19 protein-coding genes are annotated in these 18,594 nt (G+C 58.1%); 6 read left to right on the top strand and 13 right to left on the bottom strand.

Annotated elements, in window-relative coordinates; genetic code table 11:
- Positions 1–16 precede the first annotated feature (16 nt).
- A complete protein-coding gene (gene bamA / locus WBG04_RS17125; protein ID WP_424315913.1) occupies positions 17–2,314 on the top strand; it encodes an outer membrane protein assembly factor BamA in 2,298 nt (765 codons plus the stop codon).
- 68 nt (positions 2,315–2,382) lie between these two features.
- On the opposite strand, the gene WBG04_RS17120 is transcribed toward bamA, so the two are convergent.
- From WBG04_RS17120 to WBG04_RS17110, 3 genes are read right to left on the bottom strand one after another with little or no spacing between them, the layout of a single operon-like run.
- Positions 2,383–3,201, bottom strand: a complete 819-nt coding sequence (locus tag WBG04_RS17120) for a YgfZ/GcvT domain-containing protein (protein WP_424315911.1) — start codon at positions 3,199–3,201, stop codon at positions 2,383–2,385.
- Positions 3,198–4,028, bottom strand: a complete 831-nt coding sequence (locus WBG04_RS17115; RefSeq protein ID WP_424315909.1) for an NAD(P)-dependent oxidoreductase — start codon at positions 4,026–4,028, stop codon at positions 3,198–3,200. Before WBG04_RS17115 ends, WBG04_RS17120 begins: the two co-directional genes overlap by 4 nt.
- Complete coding sequence (locus tag WBG04_RS17110) at positions 4,025–4,891, bottom strand: hypothetical protein (protein ID WP_424315908.1); 867 nt, start codon at positions 4,889–4,891, stop codon at positions 4,025–4,027. Before WBG04_RS17110 ends, WBG04_RS17115 begins: the two co-directional genes overlap by 4 nt.
- 206 nt (positions 4,892–5,097) lie before the next feature.
- Here WBG04_RS17110 and WBG04_RS17105 point away from each other — a divergent pair, with 206 nt between their 5' ends.
- The 4 genes from WBG04_RS17105 to WBG04_RS17090 all read left to right on the top strand — a co-directional run bounded on the left by WBG04_RS17105 (position 5,098) and on the right by WBG04_RS17090 (position 7,909).
- Positions 5,098–6,609 carry a cellulose synthase family protein gene (locus WBG04_RS17105; protein ID WP_424315906.1) on the top strand — a complete coding sequence of 504 codons (1,512 nt, stop codon included), beginning with the start codon at positions 5,098–5,100 and terminating at the stop codon, positions 6,607–6,609.
- Between the two features lie 7 nt (positions 6,610–6,616).
- On the top strand, positions 6,617–7,237 hold the full coding sequence (locus WBG04_RS17100; protein ID WP_424315904.1) for a L,D-transpeptidase family protein: 621 nt from the start codon (positions 6,617–6,619) through the stop codon (positions 7,235–7,237).
- Positions 7,238–7,343: 106 nt separating this feature from the next.
- Positions 7,344–7,607, top strand: a complete 264-nt coding sequence (gene rpsT, locus WBG04_RS17095) for a 30S ribosomal protein S20 (protein WP_424315902.1) — start codon at positions 7,344–7,346, stop codon at positions 7,605–7,607.
- Positions 7,608–7,675: 68 nt separating this feature from the next.
- The gene (locus WBG04_RS17090; protein ID WP_424315900.1) at positions 7,676–7,909 is read left to right on the top strand and encodes a hypothetical protein; all 234 of its coding nucleotides are present in this window, start codon (positions 7,676–7,678) and stop codon (positions 7,907–7,909) included.
- Here WBG04_RS17090 and WBG04_RS17085 read toward each other — a convergent pair.
- From WBG04_RS17085 to rpmI, 9 genes are all read right to left on the bottom strand, one after another.
- Entirely contained in the window at positions 7,906–8,346 is a 441-nt protein-coding gene (locus WBG04_RS17085; protein WP_424315898.1) for an RES family NAD+ phosphorylase, read from the bottom strand. The two genes, WBG04_RS17090 and WBG04_RS17085, sit on opposite strands and share 4 nt — an antisense overlap.
- A gap of 20 nt (positions 8,347–8,366) precedes the next feature.
- Entirely contained in the window at positions 8,367–8,831 is a 465-nt protein-coding gene (parS, locus tag WBG04_RS17080; RefSeq protein WP_424315896.1) for a type II RES/Xre toxin-antitoxin system antitoxin, read from the bottom strand.
- 42 nt (positions 8,832–8,873) lie between these two features.
- On the bottom strand, positions 8,874–11,249 hold the full coding sequence (gene pheT, locus WBG04_RS17075) for a phenylalanine--tRNA ligase subunit beta (RefSeq protein ID WP_424315894.1): 2,376 nt from the start codon (positions 11,247–11,249) through the stop codon (positions 8,874–8,876).
- A gap of 137 nt (positions 11,250–11,386) precedes the next feature.
- The gene (locus WBG04_RS17070; RefSeq protein WP_424315892.1) at positions 11,387–11,725 is read right to left on the bottom strand and encodes a four helix bundle protein; all 339 of its coding nucleotides are present in this window, start codon (positions 11,723–11,725) and stop codon (positions 11,387–11,389) included.
- A 50-nt stretch (positions 11,726–11,775) separates the two neighbouring features.
- Entirely contained in the window at positions 11,776–12,792 is a 1,017-nt protein-coding gene (pheS, locus tag WBG04_RS17065; RefSeq protein ID WP_424315890.1) for a phenylalanine--tRNA ligase subunit alpha, read from the bottom strand.
- Positions 12,793–12,881: 89 nt separating this feature from the next.
- The gene (locus WBG04_RS17060) at positions 12,882–13,568 is read right to left on the bottom strand and encodes a hypothetical protein (RefSeq protein WP_424315888.1); all 687 of its coding nucleotides are present in this window, start codon (positions 13,566–13,568) and stop codon (positions 12,882–12,884) included.
- On the bottom strand, positions 13,532–13,774 hold the full coding sequence (locus tag WBG04_RS17055) for a hypothetical protein (RefSeq protein WP_424315887.1): 243 nt from the start codon (positions 13,772–13,774) through the stop codon (positions 13,532–13,534). Before WBG04_RS17055 ends, WBG04_RS17060 begins: the two co-directional genes overlap by 37 nt.
- Before the next feature lie 164 nt (positions 13,775–13,938).
- On the bottom strand, positions 13,939–14,319 hold the full coding sequence (rplT, locus tag WBG04_RS17050; RefSeq protein WP_424315885.1) for a 50S ribosomal protein L20: 381 nt from the start codon (positions 14,317–14,319) through the stop codon (positions 13,939–13,941).
- Positions 14,320–14,465: 146 nt separating this feature from the next.
- The gene (gene rpmI / locus WBG04_RS17045; RefSeq protein ID WP_424315883.1) at positions 14,466–14,675 is read right to left on the bottom strand and encodes a 50S ribosomal protein L35; all 210 of its coding nucleotides are present in this window, start codon (positions 14,673–14,675) and stop codon (positions 14,466–14,468) included.
- Positions 14,676–14,781: 106 nt separating this feature from the next.
- On the opposite strand from rpmI, the gene WBG04_RS17040 reads away from it, so the two are divergent.
- Positions 14,782–15,885 carry a metal-dependent hydrolase gene (locus WBG04_RS17040; protein WP_424315881.1) on the top strand — a complete coding sequence of 368 codons (1,104 nt, stop codon included), beginning with the start codon at positions 14,782–14,784 and terminating at the stop codon, positions 15,883–15,885.
- Here the strand turns inward: WBG04_RS17040 and WBG04_RS17035 are convergent, their stop codons facing one another.
- On the bottom strand, positions 15,886–18,576 hold the full coding sequence (locus tag WBG04_RS17035) for a PVC-type heme-binding CxxCH protein (protein ID WP_424315879.1): 2,691 nt from the start codon (positions 18,574–18,576) through the stop codon (positions 15,886–15,888).
- Between the last annotated feature and the right edge of the window lie 18 nt (positions 18,577–18,594).

Below are 18,594 nucleotides of genomic sequence, written 5' to 3'. Positions count from 1 at the left end.
CGTTTTCGGTTTTTCGATGACGTCGGTAAGCGCTCAGGGATTTGAGGGTCAAAATATCTCTGCTGTCGATTTCCGCTACGAGGGGGATCAGACCGTTGATGAGGCGAGATTGCGCAATTTCATTCAGCTTTCCCCAGGGACTCCCTACCGGACGGACACCATCGATAATGACATCAAGGCGCTCTACGGTTCCGGGATGGTCAATGATGTGAGGGTTTTGGCGGAGCCGGTGGGGGAAAATGTGCGGGTGATCTACTCGGTGACGACCCGGCCCGGATTCGTTGCCGTGGGGTTTGTCGGAAACACCGCATTCAGTGACACCAAGCTGGCCAAGGAATCGAAACTCAAAGCCGGCGGCGCGCTGAGCGATGAGATGGTGATCACTGCGAGACAGAACATCGAGGCCCTTTACACCGATGCCGGATACCCCGATGTGACGATCAGTCATCGCTTTCAGGATTCCGAGACCGGACAGGGTGCGGATTTGATTTTCATCATTGATGAGGGCGGCAAGAACGAGATTCGTGACATTCGCTTTGAAGGGAACAACACTTTTGATCGCCGGACGCTGCTTCGTCAGATGAGCGTGAAGGAAAAGGGACTCTGGTCATGGATCACCAAGTCGGGTCGCTTCGAAGTCGGACAGCTTGATCAGGATCTGGAGTCGGTCCTGGACTTTTATCGCTCGAAGGGATTCCTCCGTGCCGATAGCCCAGGCATTCGGCGCGAACCGGTTGGAGACGGCCGTGTCGATCTGGTGATCCCGATCAATGAAGGTGACAAGTACACCGTCAAGGGACTGGGTTTCGGGAAAATGACCGTATTCACCCCTGAAGAACTTTATCCGGCTCTGACTTTGGTTGATGGAGACGCCTACAACTCCAAGAAAATGAGGGCGGACATGACCACGATCCGCAGCTACTATGGATCCCGGGGTTATGCGGATGCGACCGTGACTCCCGACATTCGGGACGCAGGTCCGAATCAGGTGTCGGTTGTTTACCGGATTACCGAAGGTTCCCGCTATCGTGTGGGTGAGGTGAACATTGAAGGGAATACCAAGACGCAGGACCGGGTCATTCGTCGTGAAGTCCCCCTCAAGCCCGGAGACTACTTCAACTCGGTGGAGACGGAAGTCACCAAGGCCCGCCTCGAGGGGCTCCAGTATTTCGATAACGTTCAGGTGAATTCGTCGCCAAGCGCCCGCGGTGGAAGCTATCGCGATGTCGATATTCTGGTCGAGGAGCGCCGCACTGGTTCCATCAGTGGCGGTGTCGGATTCAGTTCGATTGACTCCATCGTGGGATTCGTCCGGCTTGAGCAGACCAACTTCGATATCACGAATCCATGGGCATTTACAGGTGGAGGTCAGCGCTTCAGTGCCGACCTGCGGATTGGCTCGGAGCGGATCGATGCCGGTATCTCCCTGGTCGAGCCGTGGTTCATGGGGCAGCAGCTCGCGCTTGGCGGAGAGCTCTTCTACCGGGACTCCCAGTTCTTCTCGGATTTCTATGAACAGACCAATGCGGGCGGCGCGATCACGCTCCGTAAACCTCTCACGGAAAATACCTTCATCAGAGGTGAGTATCGACTTGAGCAAGTCTCCATCGACCTTGATGCCTCCGTTTACGCCTTGTCGAACGCATCAACCAGCATGGTGCCTCCCGGTCCGCCTTCTTTGCTTATTCCGGAAGAAGGCGACTACATTCGCTCGGCCCTCAGTGCGAACTGGGTCTACGACACTCGGAATTCGGTGATCGAGACTCGTGAAGGATCCAAGATCGATGTCGGAGTCAGCTTGGCCGGGACCTTCCTTGGCGGCGACGTCGACACTTATGGTCTCACGGTTCTTGGTTCGAAATATTGGAACTTCAAGTGGGACTCGATCTTTTCGATCAAGGGTGAACTGGCCTTTGTCGATGCGACCAGCGGCACGGTGCCAATTTTTGATACGCTTTATCTTGGCGGTCCTCAGACCTTGCGTGGTTTCGAATTCCGCGACGTTGGTCCACGTGATCCTGTGACCGAGGAAGTCGTTGGTGGTCAATCGCTCGGATTCCTGTCATTTGAATACACCGTGCCAGTCATTGACAACGTCCGGCTCGCTGCGTTTTACGACTTGGGCTTTGTGAACGCAGGCGCGTGGGACCTCGATGCGAGCGAACTCTATCAGGATGTCGGTATCGGTGTTCGACTTCGTCTGCCGATCAGTCCGGTTCCGTTGGCTCTCGACTATGCCATCCCGATCGACAGCCCGGATCCGATCGCCGACAAGGGTGGGCAGTTCAACTTCTCATTGAACTACGAATACTGAGGCGGACTTGAAATCTTCATGAAAAAGGGGCGTTGGATTCATCCGGCGCCCCTTTTTTGGTGCTGGCCTCAGGCCCAGGCGGAAAACCTTGCCGCACCCGTGGAGTTCCCGGCGGAATCGGCAATGGTGAAGTCCGTTTCCCCGAATCCTTGCTTCTTCAAAAAGCCCAACGCTTCGTCTGTCACCACGCTCGTGAGGTGTCCGACTTCTTTTGAGCCGAGCAGTAGGAGATCACCTTCGTTCGGCTCTCCTGTGATTTCAAATGCAGCGAGTCGGCGATTGAGTTTACCAGCAGACTTGATTCGAGAAAGAACCTCCTGACCGATGTAGCAACCCTTGTGATAGGAGATCGCGTTCTTATCGAGACCTGCATCGGGCGGAAGCATGCCTTCGCTCAACTCGTGTCCCCATGCCGGAATGCGGGCGGAGATCCGGAGTCTCTTTGCTTGAGCTTGATCGATCGCATCAAGCTGCGGCAGATGATCGGTTTTCCACCAGCAATCAAAGCCGTCGCCAAAACATCCGCGTGCCGAGCGGACGAAGTCAGATGATGGATCTGGATGTGAGGAATGAATGCAGGCCCACTGATTGGTCAGGTCCGCGACCTCGACGTCGTCCGCGATCAGATAGCGTTCCAATCGATCGCGTAGACCTGCAGCCTGATCTTTCGGGCAGGTGAGCCACAGTGATCCCGTTTCGGATCCCGCGAATACCTTGATGTAGTACTGGAGACGACCTTTGGCGTCGGTCACGCAGGCGGGGAGGGACTTGTCATCGAGATTGGAGACATCCTGAGTGATCTGACCATTGAGAAACCGGATGGCATCGGGACCAGTCATCGAGAGGATCACCGGTGATTCGGAGGGAAGGTTCTCGGGTTGGCTCATGAATCGAGGTAGGGTGACGCGAGACACGAAAAATCCTGTTCGGAGAGTCCGGACTCACAGAGTTCGGCCATTCGGTCGGACACCGTCCTGATGGCGGGGGTGTCAAGCCCTTCGGCAAGTTCGAGGGCGTAGCGGCTGTCCTTGAGCATGTTCTGCAATGAGAAGTGGGGTGTGAAATCGCCGCTGGCCATGGTTGGGAGTTTGAGTGCGGCGAGTGGAGAGCCACAGGCATTGCTGGCAATGGCCGAGGTAAGGGTCTCCGGCGCGATGCCATGGCGTGTCGCCGTGGCAAGAGCTTCGGCCAAGGCCTGAACGGTGCACGCGGAGACAAGGTTGGTTACCAGTTTGATGATGGTGGCACGGCCCACATCACCACAAGGGATCACTTCTTTGGCGGTCTCGAGAAGGAGGGGCTTCATCTTTTCGAGGAGCGAACTACTACCAGCGGCGTAGTAGACGAGCTTGGCACCGGCTGCTGCATCACGACTGCCGGTGAATGGCGCGTCGAGGAAGCCCCATCCACGCTTGGCGCATTCCTCCGCGAGCCAGTGGGTGGTTGCGAGATCGACCGTTGAGTGATTGAGCAAAGTCGGCTTGTTCGATAGCGAGTGGAATAGCTGCGTGGTAACTTCCCGAACGGCAGGCCCATCCTTCAAATACAGAGCCATCACTTCAGCATCGCCTGCCGCTTTCAGCAGGTCGTTGCACTCACCTTCGAAGCCCTTCGGAGTTCGATTCCACAGAGTGACATGGTGGTCGGAGTTCAGGCGGAGATTCTCGGCAGCTCGCGAGCCGATGATGCCGAGCCCGAGGACTGCAATCTTCATGGCTGGGCGCGCATCAAAGACAGCTCGACGAGATTTTTTGCCTGTTGGTGGATCTCGGCAATCTCTTCAGGCGAAGGATCCTCGCCTTCCTCGATGAGCATTTCAATCCGCATTCCAGAGAGGACCGTTTGCATATCGATGTAGTTCTGCCTTTCCGCAATGCGGGGTTCGAGGGATCCGATGATGGCGGAGTAGTAATCCGCGATGTCTTCCCGCATGATCTGCCGTGCGCGCTCCGGGCTGAATTGTTTGTTGACCGCGCCCGATGCGACTTCAAGAGCGCGAATCCATCCGCCGATCGAGATGAGGTGCGCGAGGTCGGCATCGCGGAGGGTTACCAGCTCGAGTTCGACGTCTTTCTGGGTAGCCGCGAGTTCCTTTTTGAGTTGCTCCACATCGCCTTTCTTGGCGCTTTCAAGCAGGCTTGCCGCGTGGCGGTTGACCCGGTCACCCGCGCCCAAGGACTTGGCGTAGCGGGTGAGCTGTCCGGCGAGCTCCTCGACCTTGCCGAGTTCACCGACTTGGACGACGAGAAAGCCATCGGCGATCAAAAAGCCCAGTTCGACGGCCAGATCCGCCCGGTCCAGCGGCATCCTTTCGGGAATTTCCCGCGGGTAATCAGCGAGAGGGAGGGGTGCCAAGGATTTCAGGGAATCGAAGATTTTGGCGATTGAAGGGGCGGTGAACTCGTTGATCGCCAGTTCCTCCCGCACATGATCGTCCTCCAACAGGTCGGCTGGGATTGGCGGGGCTCCCGGAGGTAGGGCCGGTTGTTCAATGGCAGCGTCCGGCTCTTCCTCGGCGGTGACAAGCGCCATGGAAGCAGCGAACAGGGCTGGCAGCAAAAATCTTAAGGTGGACACGGGGGAAATCTGGCACTGCTTCGGTTCTAGATCAATGGGAATGAGGGGCTTGGCTCTATCAGGACGACAGGCTTATGGCTTGACTTGGTAGGGGATCCGTGATGGCTTCCCGCAGCCCGAGTCTGCTTATTTAAGTAAACCAATCTATTGATTCGGGAGTTCTTGGGTCAGCTTTTCCCCTGAGAACCTAATTCTCCCTTACTAATATGGAACTTTGGACCTCACCTCTCTGGTACGTTTCCTACATTCTCGTGCTCATTGGCCTTTCGGGTTACGGACTTCATCGACTCACCATCGTCTACCTTTACCTCAAGCACTCGCGGAAAATGCCGGTGCCGAAAAAGCAGTTTGAGGAGCTGCCACTGGTGACGGTCCAGCTGCCGGTCTTCAATGAACTCCACGTGGTCGACCGCCTTCTGGATTCCGTCGCGAAGCTCGACTATCCGAAGGACAAGCTGCAGATCCAGGTGCTCGACGATTCCACCGACGAAACGACCGAGATCTGTCGTGTCGGAGTCGAGCGGCTGAAGGCCCAGGGCTTTGATGCCGAGTTGATCCACCGAACGGATCGCACCGGCTATAAAGCGGGAGCGCTTGAGCATGGAACCGAGTTTGCCAAGGGGGAGTATCTCTTCATCCTGGACGCCGACTTTGTCCCGAATCCGGATGTCCTTCAGAAGACGATTCACTATTTCTCCGACGACAATATTGGAATGATCCAGACCCGTTGGGGGCACTTGAACCGGACCTTCAACGTCCTGACCCGAGTGCAGGCGATGTTCCTGGACGGTCACCTCGAGCTTGAGCAAACCGCACGCAACCGCAGCGGGCGTTTCTTCACTTTCAATGGTACTGCCGGCATCTGGAGGAAGTCCTGCATTGCCGATGCGGGTGGTTGGGAACACGACACCCTGACCGAGGACATGGATCTGAGCTATCGTGCTCAACTCAAGGGGTGGCGTTTCATTTTCCTCAAGGAGGTCGAAACACCAGCCGAACTACCGGTCGACATGGATGGCTTCAAGAGTCAGCAACACCGCTGGACCAAGGGGTCGATCCAAGTCTGCAAGAAGGTTCTTCCTGCGATCTGGAAGAGCAAGGCACCCCTGTATGTGAAGATGGAGGCAACGGCGCATCTGACGTCGAACTTCGCCTACCTGATGTTGATCTGTCTCTGCTTCCTGATTTATCCCAACCAGCACGCGGCACCGGACTTCGGTGGATGGACCTACTACATTGTTAATGTGCCGATCTTCTTCTTTGCGTCGGTGTCGGTGATACTTTTCTACCTCACCTCGCAGAAGGCTTTGCGCCCGAAAACCTGGTGGAAGGAAGTTCCTTATCTTCCTCTGCTTCTTGCCTTGGGAATCGGGATGTCGATCAACAACGCCAAGGCTGTGCTTGAAGCGATCTTCAATCATGAGACCGGCTTCGTCCGCACGCCGAAGTACGGAATTGAACAGAAGCGCAAAGGCGATTGGAAGAAGAGCAGTTACAAGGCGATGAAGACGCTGACACCGGTGGTGGAGTTGCTGTTCGGTTTCTTCTTCCTGTTTGTCGTGGTCGAAGCTGCCCTTGAAGCCCGCTGGGCCTCGGCAATTCTTCTGCTTCCATTTCCTGTTGGATTCTTCTACACTTCGCTATCATCCCTACTGAGAATGGTTCCTTCCGGAAGTTCTTCAGAGGATGCCATTGAACCACCAAACCAGGATTCCTGAACGCATCATGAGACGTCGACTGATCCGAATGGCGCTGGCCGCCCTGTTGATTGTTCCGAGCGCCATCAGTTTGAGCAGTTGCGGAACCGGCAAGGATGACCGCAACAAAATGCTCGTTAGCGTGCGCGATCAGCGGATGCTGTTGGTGAGAGACGGGCAGCCAGTGAAGTCCTATCCGATTTCTACTTCAAAGTTCGGTCTGAGCTCACGCTCGGGAAGCAATCATACGCCGCTCGGCAAGCTGGAGGTTGCCCGCAAGATTGGCGACGGATATCCGAAAGGGATGGTCTTCAAGAGTCGCCGACCGACCGGTGAGGTTCTGAAGCCCAATGCCCCCGGCCGGGATCCCATCGTCGGTCGGATCCTTTGGCTGAGCGGGAAGCAGTCGCACAATCGCAATACTTACGGTCGTTGCATCTACATCCATGGCACGCCGGAAGAGTGGCGCCTGGGGACTCCTGCCTCGTATGGCTGCATCCGGATGTCGATGAAGGATGTCGTCGATCTCTACAATCGAGTCGGGGAAGGGGCTGAAGTTCAGGTGTTCCGCAAGTCGCTGATGGAAACCTCGGCCGGCAGGGAGTATGCCCGTCTTCACTCCCAGACGAACTTCGTCAGTCTGAGGTAAAAAAGGAGGGATTCTGCGGGCAGACAAGCTTGACAGCATCCCTTGATTCCCTAGATTTCCGCCCCCGCGCTGCTGAAGGCGTGGATTTTCAAGAACATTTTCAATCATGGCCAACCACAAGTCAGCCCTCAAGAGAGTCCGTCAGACCAAGGTCCGCACCGAGCGGAACCGTCAGCGTAAGGCGACGATCAAGTCCCTTCGTAAGGAAACTCTCAGCGCCGCCGAGTCGGGTGATGTGAAGACCGCTTCAGAGTCTCTGTCGAAATTCTCCTCGGCAGTGGACAAAGCCGCCAAGAAGGGCCTTATTCACAAGAGCAAGGCAGCCAACCTGAAGAGTAAGGCCGCCAAAGCCATTGCCAGCGCCAGCTAAGCCGCACTCCGGAAATTCAAATCTTTCGAAGCGGCTCCGGATTCCGGTGCCGCTTCATTTTTGTCCCGATGTCTGAAAAACAAAGCAACGAGTCCCGCAAAGCCACCGCCGCCCGGATCGCCTCCGATCCTTCGGGCTACAAGGTTTGTGAGGGTTGCGATTCGATTGTCGGGGGGGCGACGATGCTCTGCCCGAACTGTCATAGCTTCCGTTTTGATGGCGCTGCCCAGCGGGTGATCGATCAGGCAAATTTGCTCGGATCGAGGGAGCAGACTTCGGTGACCAGCAGCGACTTGGGCTAAGGGGATTCCGCCAGGCGCAGATCGAGACTGAGTTCCCGCTCCTCGATCACGCGGATCATGTCGAATCCGGGTGCCAGAGGGTTGAGTAGGAAATTGCTTTCTTCTGGAATCAGGACCGAGGGGACGCGGAGGACGGGTGATTTGGAGTCTTGGAGCCAGTTCTGTCCGATTATTTGTGAGGCTCGGCCGGCAGGGTGGGTGTTCCAGCCATCGGCTAAGTGTTTCGCTTCCAGGACCGCCGCCTGATCGATCTCCAAGGTGAGCAGCCGGAATTTGAGAGCACGACTACGACCGGTCAGATGGACCAGAAGTTCGAGCATCGCGAGAGCCCTGCTTTCGGCGGCATAGACGCAGCGCCAACCCGGTGGATTCCAGCGTCCGCCGTAGAGCCTGGCACCCTCGCCGGACAAGGCGGTCGCCGCAAAGTCCGGTTTCACGATTCGAAAGCAGCGCATACTCAGGAAAAGACGCCGTGTTCCAAGCGACCGAGCAGGTATTCGACTTCTCGGGCACCGATTTCGGTATCGGCGAAGGAAAGCGGCGATTCACCTTCGAAGGCCACGGCGGGAGTCTTGAGCCAATCGCGTGCCGCCCCCTCATCTTCCAGAACCTCGGTGGCGCGGGTGAGTAGCCGGGCAAAGCGGATCAGCTTCTCGCTTTCAGGAGGCTCAAGGTGGCCGGCTTTGCGGCGGCGGTGGAAGGTGGCACGGGAAATTCCAAGCAAGGGAGCCAGCTCTTCATCAGTGACCTTGAGCCACTCGGCGAGCGCTCTGAACTCCGCCATCGGAAGACCCTTGCGAATCCGGCGAATGACGGCCGAGGGATGATCCTCGATCACGACTTCCTCGCGAATCCCGGTACCCGGCTTCCGGCAGCGATCCCGGAGGTAGCTGACATAGATCACCGGCTCATTGTATTTCATGTGAGACACGATAGGGTCTCACATGAGAAAGCTCAAGCGCTTTTAGCGGAATTTGACGTCCAGGCTTTGGCTGAGTTGCTTGAGGATCCCTTGATGCGCCGTGTCCACTTCCTGAGTCTTCAGGGTTCGGTCGGGCGAGCGGTAGTTGATTCGGTAAGCGATCGACTTGCGGTCCGCCGCCAGCTTTTCACCACTTGGGTCGCTGAAGAGGTCGAAGCATTCGAAACCGGAAAGGAGGGCCTCCTTGGACTTGCCCAGGACCTTCTCGATTTCGGCATTCGCGAGTTCAGTGGGGACTTCCATGGCCACGTCTCGCGTCGAGCCGGGAAACTGCGGGAGATCGGCAATATCGCGGGAGACCGACGACAATTTTCTCAGCTTCGAGAGATCCAGCTCGGCGATGAAGACCGGGTGGTTGGAATCGATCTGCCGCTGCCTTGAGGGTTTGAGCATCCCGAAGCTGCCTGCATTCTGGCCCGCGATCACGATATCGCATCCCAAGGCGTAACCCGCTTGCTCGCGTGGCGAGAGTTGCACAGGGCTTGTTGGGACGAGAGCCTGGATGATTGCCTTGAGGTCGTAGAGGTCTGCTGGCTGGGGAGTGGCGGACCAGCTAGGGGCGGAGGCATTGCCCGAAAGAAGAATCCCCAGCGTTTCGCTCTCGAGATCCTTGGCTTTTCCTCCGCCGGCATTGCGGAACACGCGGCCCATTTCGAATAGGCGAAGTGCGGAGGCACCCTGACGATTGTTTCTTTCGGCGGAGGCGATCAGACCGGGAGCCAGGCTCGGTCTCAGCACGGCGTGGTCCTCGCTTAGCGGAAGGCTGACGCGAATGGTGTCGCCGTCGATCAGGCGCTTGAGCGGCAGCGCGTCGGCAACTTGGGCGTCGGCGATCAGCTTGATCGTCTGGCATTCGTGGAAACCGAGTCCGGCAAGGCGTTCGCGGAGTCGCATGTCGGCGTCGTAGGCGTGATCGATGATCGACGACGGGACAAAGGTGCCACGCAAACGGGAGGGGATCGCATCCAGTCCTTTGACGCGGACGATTTCCTCAACCAGATCGATGTGACGCTGGAGGTCGGCGCGGAAAGAGGGCACGCTCCAGGTTCCGTCGGCCGTCTGAGACAGTCCGAGCCGAGTGAGGATGGTGGCGGCCTCGTCGTGGGAGATGCTGGCACCGGTCAACTGGTCGAGGCGGGAAAGGTCCAGTGCGACAGGCTGCGTCAGCACCGGAGCCTCACCGGCGGTCATGGTTTCGGTTTCGGCGGTGCCACCGGCAAGTTCGAGGATCAGTTTGACGGCAAGGGCGGAGGCTTTGGAAATGCCGGCAGGATCGACACCGCGTTCGAAGCGGTAGGAGGAGTCGGACATCAACGCGGTGCGGCGCGAGGTACGACGAATCCGCGAGGGGGTGAAGTACGCCGATTCCAGTAGAATATCGGTGGTTCCTTCGGTGACGCCACTGTCCGCGCCGCCCATCACGCCACCGAGGGCGAGGGCTTTGCCGGACTCGTCGGAGATCACGCAGTCGTCGGTGGTCAGTTCGTAAGTCCCATCGTCGAGTGCGTGGAACTTCTCCCCTTCGTTGGCGGTACGAACCACGATCGAGCCGGACACCTTGGCGGCATCGAAGGCATGCAGTGGCTGGCCCAGCTCGTGGAGAACGAAGTTGGTGATGTCGACGATGTTGTTGATGGGGCGCAGGCCGATTGCCTCGAGGCGTTCCTTCAACCATGCGGGGCTCTCGGCGACCTTGACTCCTGTGATTCTAACGGCGGTGTAAAGTGGGCAGTTGTCTTCTGCGATGATGCTCACGCCTTCGGCTTTGCTGGCATTGCGCGCTGGAATTTCCAGAGATTTGAGCGGCACTTCAAGCAGGGTGGCCATCTCGCGCGCCATGCCGTAGTGGCTCAGCAGGTCGGGACGATTCGGAGTGACTTCGACTTCAAGCAGCACATCGTGGTCGAAGAGCTCCTTTACGGGTTTCCCGATCTCAAAGTCGGCCGGGAGGATCATGAGTCCGTCCTCTTCGTCGGTCAGGCCGATCTCTGAAGCGGCGGCAAGCATGCCCCTGGATTCGACCCCGCGCATTTTGGTCTCGCCGATGACAAATCCACCGAGGTCCGCTCCGGGAAGGCAGCAGGGGACCTTGTCGCCGACCTTGTAGTTTTTGGCACCACAGACGATCTGGCGGAGCTGGCCCTCCCCGGCGTCGACCTGGGTGACCTTGAGCTTGTCGGCATTCGGGTGCTGGACGGCTTCCTTGATTTGGGCGACGACGATTTTATCCGAAGAGACACCAGTGGTCTTGATATCTTCCACTTCGACGCCTGCGAAGGTGAGGAGCTTGTCGAGTTCCTCAGGAGATTTGCCTTTGAGGTCAACGTGGGTGCTGAGCCAATTGAGAGAAACGTTCATTGCAGGAGATGGGAGATGGGAGATGGGAGATGGGAGATGGGAGATGGGAGATGGGAGATGGGAGATGGGAGATGGAGGATCAGGTTCGGTCGGGATCGTGATGGTCTTCGACACCTCGGATGAAGAGATAGAGGGATTTAGAGAGACGGGTGAGGCGCTCGTCGAGTGATACGAAAAGCGCCTCGTTTTTTTAGTGAATCAGTTTCGTGAAGAGTATCCAGATGATCGATTGTTTCGAGCAACGAAGCGTAGGCGTAGTCGAGAAAGCGGATGTAGTCCGCCTTGTATCGCCGCCGTCCATAGCCTTCGACGATGTTGGATTTGACGGATTTCACACTCCGTCGGATCTGGCCGCCTTCCTCATAAAGCTCCCACTTCGGAAGTTTGGTGAGGGACATCTTGTGAATCTCAATGACGAGTTCCCTAGCGAGCTGCCAAGCCCTGAGTTTCTTGTATCCGAAGTTCGTGTCGTTCATGGCGTCATCATCTACAATCTTCCATCCATCATCTCCCACCTCCTATCTCCTCAAGCGAACTGCGAAAGGAAGCGGGTGTCGTTCTCGATCAGCAGGCGGATGTCGCGGATGCCCCAGCGGATCATGGCGAGGCGGTCGAGACCCATGCCGAAGGCAAAGCCCGTGACCTTGTCGGGGGAATAGGAATCGTCTTTGCGGGAGCCGCTGATGGCATCGAAGACGGCGGGGTCGACCATGCCGCAGCCGGCGACCTCGATCCATTTCGGAGCCTGGCCCTTGGCGTGGAGCTTGACGTCGATTTCGAAACTCGGCTCGGTGAAAGGGAAGAAGTGTGGGCGGAAACGGACTTCTGTTTCGGAACCGAAGAGCTCGTGGAGAAAGTATTCGAGCGTGCCCTTGAGGTCGCCAAGCGAGACATCGGTATCGACGTAGAGACCTTCGAGCTGGTTGAAGACGGAAAGGTGGGTGGCATCGATCTCGTCGCGGCGATAGGCGGAACCGGGAGCGATGATGCGCACGGGTGGTGCCTGCCCTTCCATGGTCCGGACTTGAACGCTGGAAGTATGGGTGCGCAGGAGTTTGCCGGAGTCGAAGTAGAAGGTGTCCTTCTCGTTTCGCGCCGGGTGATCTTCGGGCGTGTTGAGGGCGTCGAAACAGTGGAACTCGTCTTCGATTTCGGGCCCATCCGCGAGGGCGAAGCCCATGCGGCGGAGAATGGTGATTGCCTCATGGCGGATGTGAGTGAGCGGATGGAGCGAGCCATGGTGGACGGCGCGTGAGGGCAGGGTGGCGTCGATGCCCTTGAGAGCTTCGGCGTCCTGGGCATCCTGAAGGGCCGTTTTTTTGGCATCGAGCGCGGCGGTGATGCTCTGGCGGGCGGTGTTGAGCAGTTGGCCGACGGCGGCCTTGTCTTCTTTGGCAACGTCGCGCATGCCGGCGGAGACCTTGGTCAGGGTGCCTTGTTTGCCGAGGATGCCGACGCGAGCATCCTCGATGGTGCGGGCGTCGTTGGCGGCTTCGATCCGGGCGAGGGCCTCGGTCTGGATGGCTTCGATGGATTCCTTCATGACAATCGCGGGGCGCAGGGGATAGCCGGAAGCCGTGCCGAGGTCAATGGATAGGGATGGCTCCCTCTTTGCGCAAAAAACTCCCCGGATCAGGGAATCTCCCGGCCTTCAAGAATCGCTTGGGAGAAGGGGTCACCTGCTTCGGCGAACTCGCGGAGATGCTGGTGGGCGAGGGCTCGGACCTGCTCGCTGGGATTCTCGAGGGCGGCTTGGAGGACCTGCCACTCGGAATATCGGTTGAGCATGGCGGTGGCTTCTTCGATCGTGGCGACGGGTAGGCGCTTCTTGTAGTCGGCGCGGACGAGGGATTCGAGAAAGAGAATGTCCTGCTGATCGTGATCCCGGACCGTGTTCATCTTGGTTTGGACGAGATCGAGAGGTTCAGGGAGCAGGGTGCCATCATCGTTGCGTTTGGCCCTCTTCGCCACGGCATCGAAAACGGACTCGTCGAATTCGTTGGGCTTCCGGAAAATGTCTAGCGGGACATTGAGTCCGTGAATTCTGACCATGCCGGTTTCTTCGGCAGCGTGGGCGATCTCGGAACCCCGAACTTCGATCCACCCGGGCAGGCGGTGGATGCTGGTGCCGGGAACCTGGCGGCAGACGGAATCAACCACGTCTGCCCAAGCTTTGGCATGATGCAGCGGTTCCAGCCAGATATCGGCGTCCTTGGTATGCCGAGACATGCCATGGCCGATCACGGCCACTCCACCGATAATGATCACCCGATGATTGGGCGTCAGCTTGTCGATGAATTGTTGAACTGTTTCCGCCATTTCTTTGCGCTTTCACCGACCAAACGCGAGATTTCCAGAAAATCACCAATTGTGGAGGGATTCTCCAGCCACGGCTCGCTATTGTCGGTGATCGCTTTGTTGGGATTCGGATTTTTTTCCCGCAGCTTTCTGAGCATACGGGCCCTCGCGAGTCGCTGGGCGAACTCGAGCTGCAGGCGGCGAATGCTGGGGCGGTAGGGTTCCACGGCTGGGATAAAGTTAGCAGAGGAAGGTGGAGCGGGCGAGGAAAAGGGTGGGAGCGTGAGGTCAAACGGGTAGGGGCTGCGGGCAGAATTGCCCCTCACTCCTCACGAAAAACGCCGCCGGGTGCGAGACCGGGCGGCGTTTGAGATGGGCTTGGCGAGCTCGCTCAGGCGGCGGCTGCTTCCTTCTTCTGTTCGAGACCGGCTTTCGCTTGAGCGACGATTGCCGAAAAGGCGGCCGGGTCGGTCACGGCGAGATCCGCGAGGATCTTGCGGTCGGCTTCGATGCCACAGGCATTGAGGCCTTCGATGAAGCGGGAGTAGGTCAGGCCTTCGTTGCGGGTCGCAGCGGAGATCCGCTGGATCCAGAGACGACGGAATTGGCCCTTCCGCTTCTTGCGGTCACGGTATTCGTACTGGTGTGCCTTCCGGACGGCGTCCTTGGCGTAACGGAAGAGTTTCGAGCGGAATCCGCGGAAACCCTTCGCACGAAGAAGGACACGCTTGCGTCTGGCACGGGAAGCCGGGCTATTGGTTGCGCGTGGCATTGTTTCTTTATGGGGTCAGACAGGCCGTTGGTTATGTTCTTCCTCCCGTAGTCTCGCTTGTCTGGTTCGTGTCCGTGAGGACCAGGCTACGATGGAGGCCATCCGAGATGCGGATGGGGGCGCGGTATGTCGCGTCGATTCGTGTGTCAGCTAAAAGGAAGGTTTTCCTTAACATTTTTAATGTCTGCAGCGGAAACGAGCGTCACCTTTCCGAGGTTACGCTTGCGCTTGCGATTCTTGTTTTGAAGCAAGTGTCGCTTACCTTGTTTCCGGCGCAAAACCTTCCCAGTACCTGTCACCTTGAATCGTTTGGCGACAGCCTTCCGGGTCTTTGCTTTTCCTGAGGTCCGAGCCATGGGGCGGCGAACCTAGATCCCGGCACTGGCTTGGCAAGGGAAAAGTGAGAGATTTGCGGGGCATTTTTTCTTGGCATCCGTCGAGCCCCGGCAGAGAGCTTCGCCCGTGGATTCGATCACACAGGCAGCGCTGGGGGCAGTCGTCGGGGAACTCGTGCTGGGAAGAAAGCTCGGGCGGGCCGCGATTGGCTGGGGAGCGCTTTTCGGCAGCCTTCCCGATGCCGATGCGATCCTGGCTCCTTTTCTTGATACGGCCTGGGATTTGAAGATTCACCGGGGCATGAGCCATTCGATCCTGTTGATGCTGATCCTGACCTTCGTGCTGGCCAAGCCCTTGGCGAAACGGTGGAAGCGGCAGAAGGTCTCGCCCCGCCGGGCAGGTCTGTTTGTCTTCCTGGTCTGGAGCACGCATGTGCTGATCGATTGTTTCACATCGTACGGAACGCAGGCTTTGTGGCCGTTTTCGGGGTTTCCGGTGTCCTTTGACAATCTCTTCATCATCGATCCGGCCTTCACCATGCCACTCGTCGTGGCGGTGATCTGGGGCTTGTTTATCAAGGCTCCTCAGTGGAAGAAGGGTGTGGGAATTCGGATGGCGTCGGTTTGTCTGGGGATCTCCTGTCTCTATGTAGGTTTGAGTTTTGGGGCCAAGCAGCTTGTTTCCTCAGCGAGTGATCGTGATCTGGCCAGTCGGGGCATCTCCTACGAGCGGAAAATGGAGTCGCCGGCACCCTTCAGTATTCTGCTCTGGCGGGTTCTGATTGAACGCGATGGCGAAATTTGGATGAGCTACCGATCGGTTTTCGATGGCAAGCAATCGATGAGATGGACGATCTATCCCAAAGACGAGGCCACTTTGGAGAAGTGGAGTGGGATTTTTGAAGTGAGGGAAATCCGCCGCTTCTCGAAGGACTGGTGTCTGGCCAGGCCGACGCCGAAGGGTGTGTGGTTGGTCGACCTTCGATTTGGCGAGTACCGCGAATGGGACAAGCGAGGTCTCGAGCTCCGGCCCTTGAACTTCGCCTGGGAGTATCAACCCGAAGGCCGCGGGGACCCCCTGAAGAAAGCGGATCGTGAAGCGATGGAGATGAAACCCATGCTCAAGCGGATGTGGGCGCGCATCTGGGGCGAGCAGGATGATTGGAGTGAACGACCGCGGTTGATCGGAAACCCGGCGGTGCCTCAGGAATACCTTGGCTTGGTCCGCTGATCAGTAGGACTTCAAGTATTCGACCAAATCGGCGACGTCTTGGGCGGACATGCCCAACTGGTCGGCATTGAGCATCAAGGAGCGCTCCATTTGCTTTTTCGACTGGATCCGATTGGCGGGGATCATCTGAGTGAGACCGGCGGTGGAGGTGATGACGAGCGGGTCGGCGTCGGAAACCACGACGCCGTCGATCCGTTTACCGTCCTTCAGCAGAACGGTCGTGCCTTCGAAGCCATGGGCGATGTCGGCCGAGGGACTAACGACCGAACGAACGGCCATCTCCGCCCCTTGTCGTTCGACCCAGCCCTTGAGATCGGGACCGTAGTGAGGCCCCACCTCATTGAGATGGTGACACATGATGCAGCGGGCGGAGACGAGCTTGCCGCGTTCGGCATCGCCTTTGAGTTCGAGCACGTCGGCTTCCTCGAAGGTGGTCTTCGCGGGTGCTTCGGGCACCGTGACCTCGGAAACCTCGATCTTGTCGGGATTGTAGATGCCGGTTTCCTTGAGGCGTTCTTGAAGTCCGAATTTCGCCCAGGATCCGGTGCCGCGCATGAACAACCAGCTGGTGGCGGCGGTTTTTGACGGGCTGTCCGTCGTGACGATTTCGAACATGGCATCCGCCGCGGCCTGGTCGTCGATGAAGGAAAGGCTTTCGACGGCGAAGTCACGTTGTTCCTTGGTTAGGGACAGGGCAGTGGCGCGTGTCTTGAGATCAGCAATCGCCGAGCTCGGCCAGAGTCGCCAGGTCAGCTTGGCAAACGAGTCGTCCCATTCGAGTGGGTCGCCCGGGGCGAGCGCGTCCCGCAGGGCAATCCAGATTTCGGCTTCGTGATTCTCGGCGCCAAGTCCAATGCTCTCCAGGTAGTTCTTGTCCATGCCGTCCCAGCCCTTGACGACGTTGATAAGCACAGGAATGGCTTCGCTTGGTGGGCGTCCACGCATCGCAAGCGCAGCATCGCGACGCAGCGCGGCCGAAGGATCCAGTGCGAGAAGCGCGGCGTCGGCATAGATGTCCTGGCCGGCGCGTTTCAGGGCGCGAAAGGCTGCCAGCCGTGTGCCTTCGTCCTCGGACTCAAGGAAGGAGCGGCAGACACTGATGCCTTCGTCGCCAAGGTAAGGGAGCAACCACAGGGCGCGGACTGCAATCCATGGATTGGTGTCTCTTGTTAGAGCAAAGACGGAAGGAAGCGCTTTGGCTCCGTGGTTTTTCAAGGCGTTGAACCCCGTCCAGCGGACGTTCGGTGCCGGACTGCGCAGGGCGGTGATGGCTCCTTCGATAGTTGAGAGGTCGACCTTTGGATTGTGTGGTTTGAATCCTATGGGGGCGATTCGGTAGATCGCCCCGGAACACGAATCATCGAGGTCGGCATGACCGCCGACGCGAGGATCAAACCAGTCGCTGACGTAGATGGCGCCATCGGCACCAACCGCAACATCGGATGGCCGGAAGAGCTTCGGATCGACGCGGACTCCGGCTTCAAGCTTCCTGGGAAGCGTCTTGTTGCCACCGACGAAATCGGAGCCGACGAAGGTACCATCGTGGTTGGAGGTCATCCAGGTATGCCGCTCCATCTTATAGCCGGCGCCGGCGGGCTCGGGTTGATAGCTGAAGATCACGTTGCGTCCGGCTTCACAGCTCAAGAAGGTGCCGCGGGCTGCTTCGCCAAGGGCTCCGTTTTCGTAGAAGACAACCCCTGTGGGGGAGCCGCCGCCGTAGATGTCGCCGACGTCGAAGGTGCCGGGATCATCTTGTCGCCAGTGGGCCCGGCCATGGTCCTGATTCGGGCGCTTGACTGAGTTGAAGTGCTTGCCTTCACGGGTGAAGTAACCGGCGGATCCGAATTCGAGCACGTAGGAATTCCGACAGGCTGGTGGGTCGTCGTTGTCGTTCTGGAAAAGTTCGCCGAAGGAGTTGACCGAGTGCTCGTAGGAATTGCGGTAGCCATGACCGATGATTTCGACATCGGTGCCATCCGGGTTCATCCGGGCGGAAAAACCGGAGGTCCACTTGAAGCCATCGTCACTCGCCACATCGAGTTGCTTGTGGCTATCGGCAAACCAATCGCCGCCGCCGCCACGATACTCCCCGTAGATGGTGAAGGTCTTGCCCGATCTGTCGGTGAAGACCGCGCCACAGTTGCCATTGTTGAAATACCACTTTCCGTCAGGTCCTCCCGTGACGGAGTGGAGGGAGTGGTCATGGTTGCGGGCGTTGAATCCGGTGAGTAACACCTCGCGAGTGTCGACATCAGGATCAAACTTCAGATTGCGATCGACGTCGGTGTAAACGAGCAGATCCGGAGGTTGCGAGACGACCACGACGTTATCAAAAACGGCGACCCCAAGCGGGGCGACGAGCCCTTTCTCCTGAACAAAGGTGTGGGAGCTGTCAGCCTTGCCATCGCCATTGGTGTCCTGCAGCACGGCAATCCGGTCGCCAGCAGCACGGCGGCCGTTGTGCCTGCGATAGTTGACGCCCTCGGCGACCCAGATGCGACCAGCAGCATCGATGTCCATGTTGGTCGGGTTGTAGAGTTGGGGAGTGGCAGCCCATACCTTGACCTCGAGACCCTCCGGCACCTTGAAATCACTGGCATCCACGGATCGAGGTTCCAGGGGGGCGCTCCAAACTTCGGCGGAGAGCGGGCTGGTCGCGGCCAATGAAAGGATGAGGAGGTGGCGTGTCATGAAGTCGGAGGGTTTACG

Source organism: Haloferula sp. (genome assembly GCF_049672945.1).
Lineage (GTDB): Bacteria > Verrucomicrobiota > Verrucomicrobiia > Verrucomicrobiales > Akkermansiaceae > Haloferula.
This window is presented reverse-complemented; position numbering and strand designations above follow the sequence as displayed.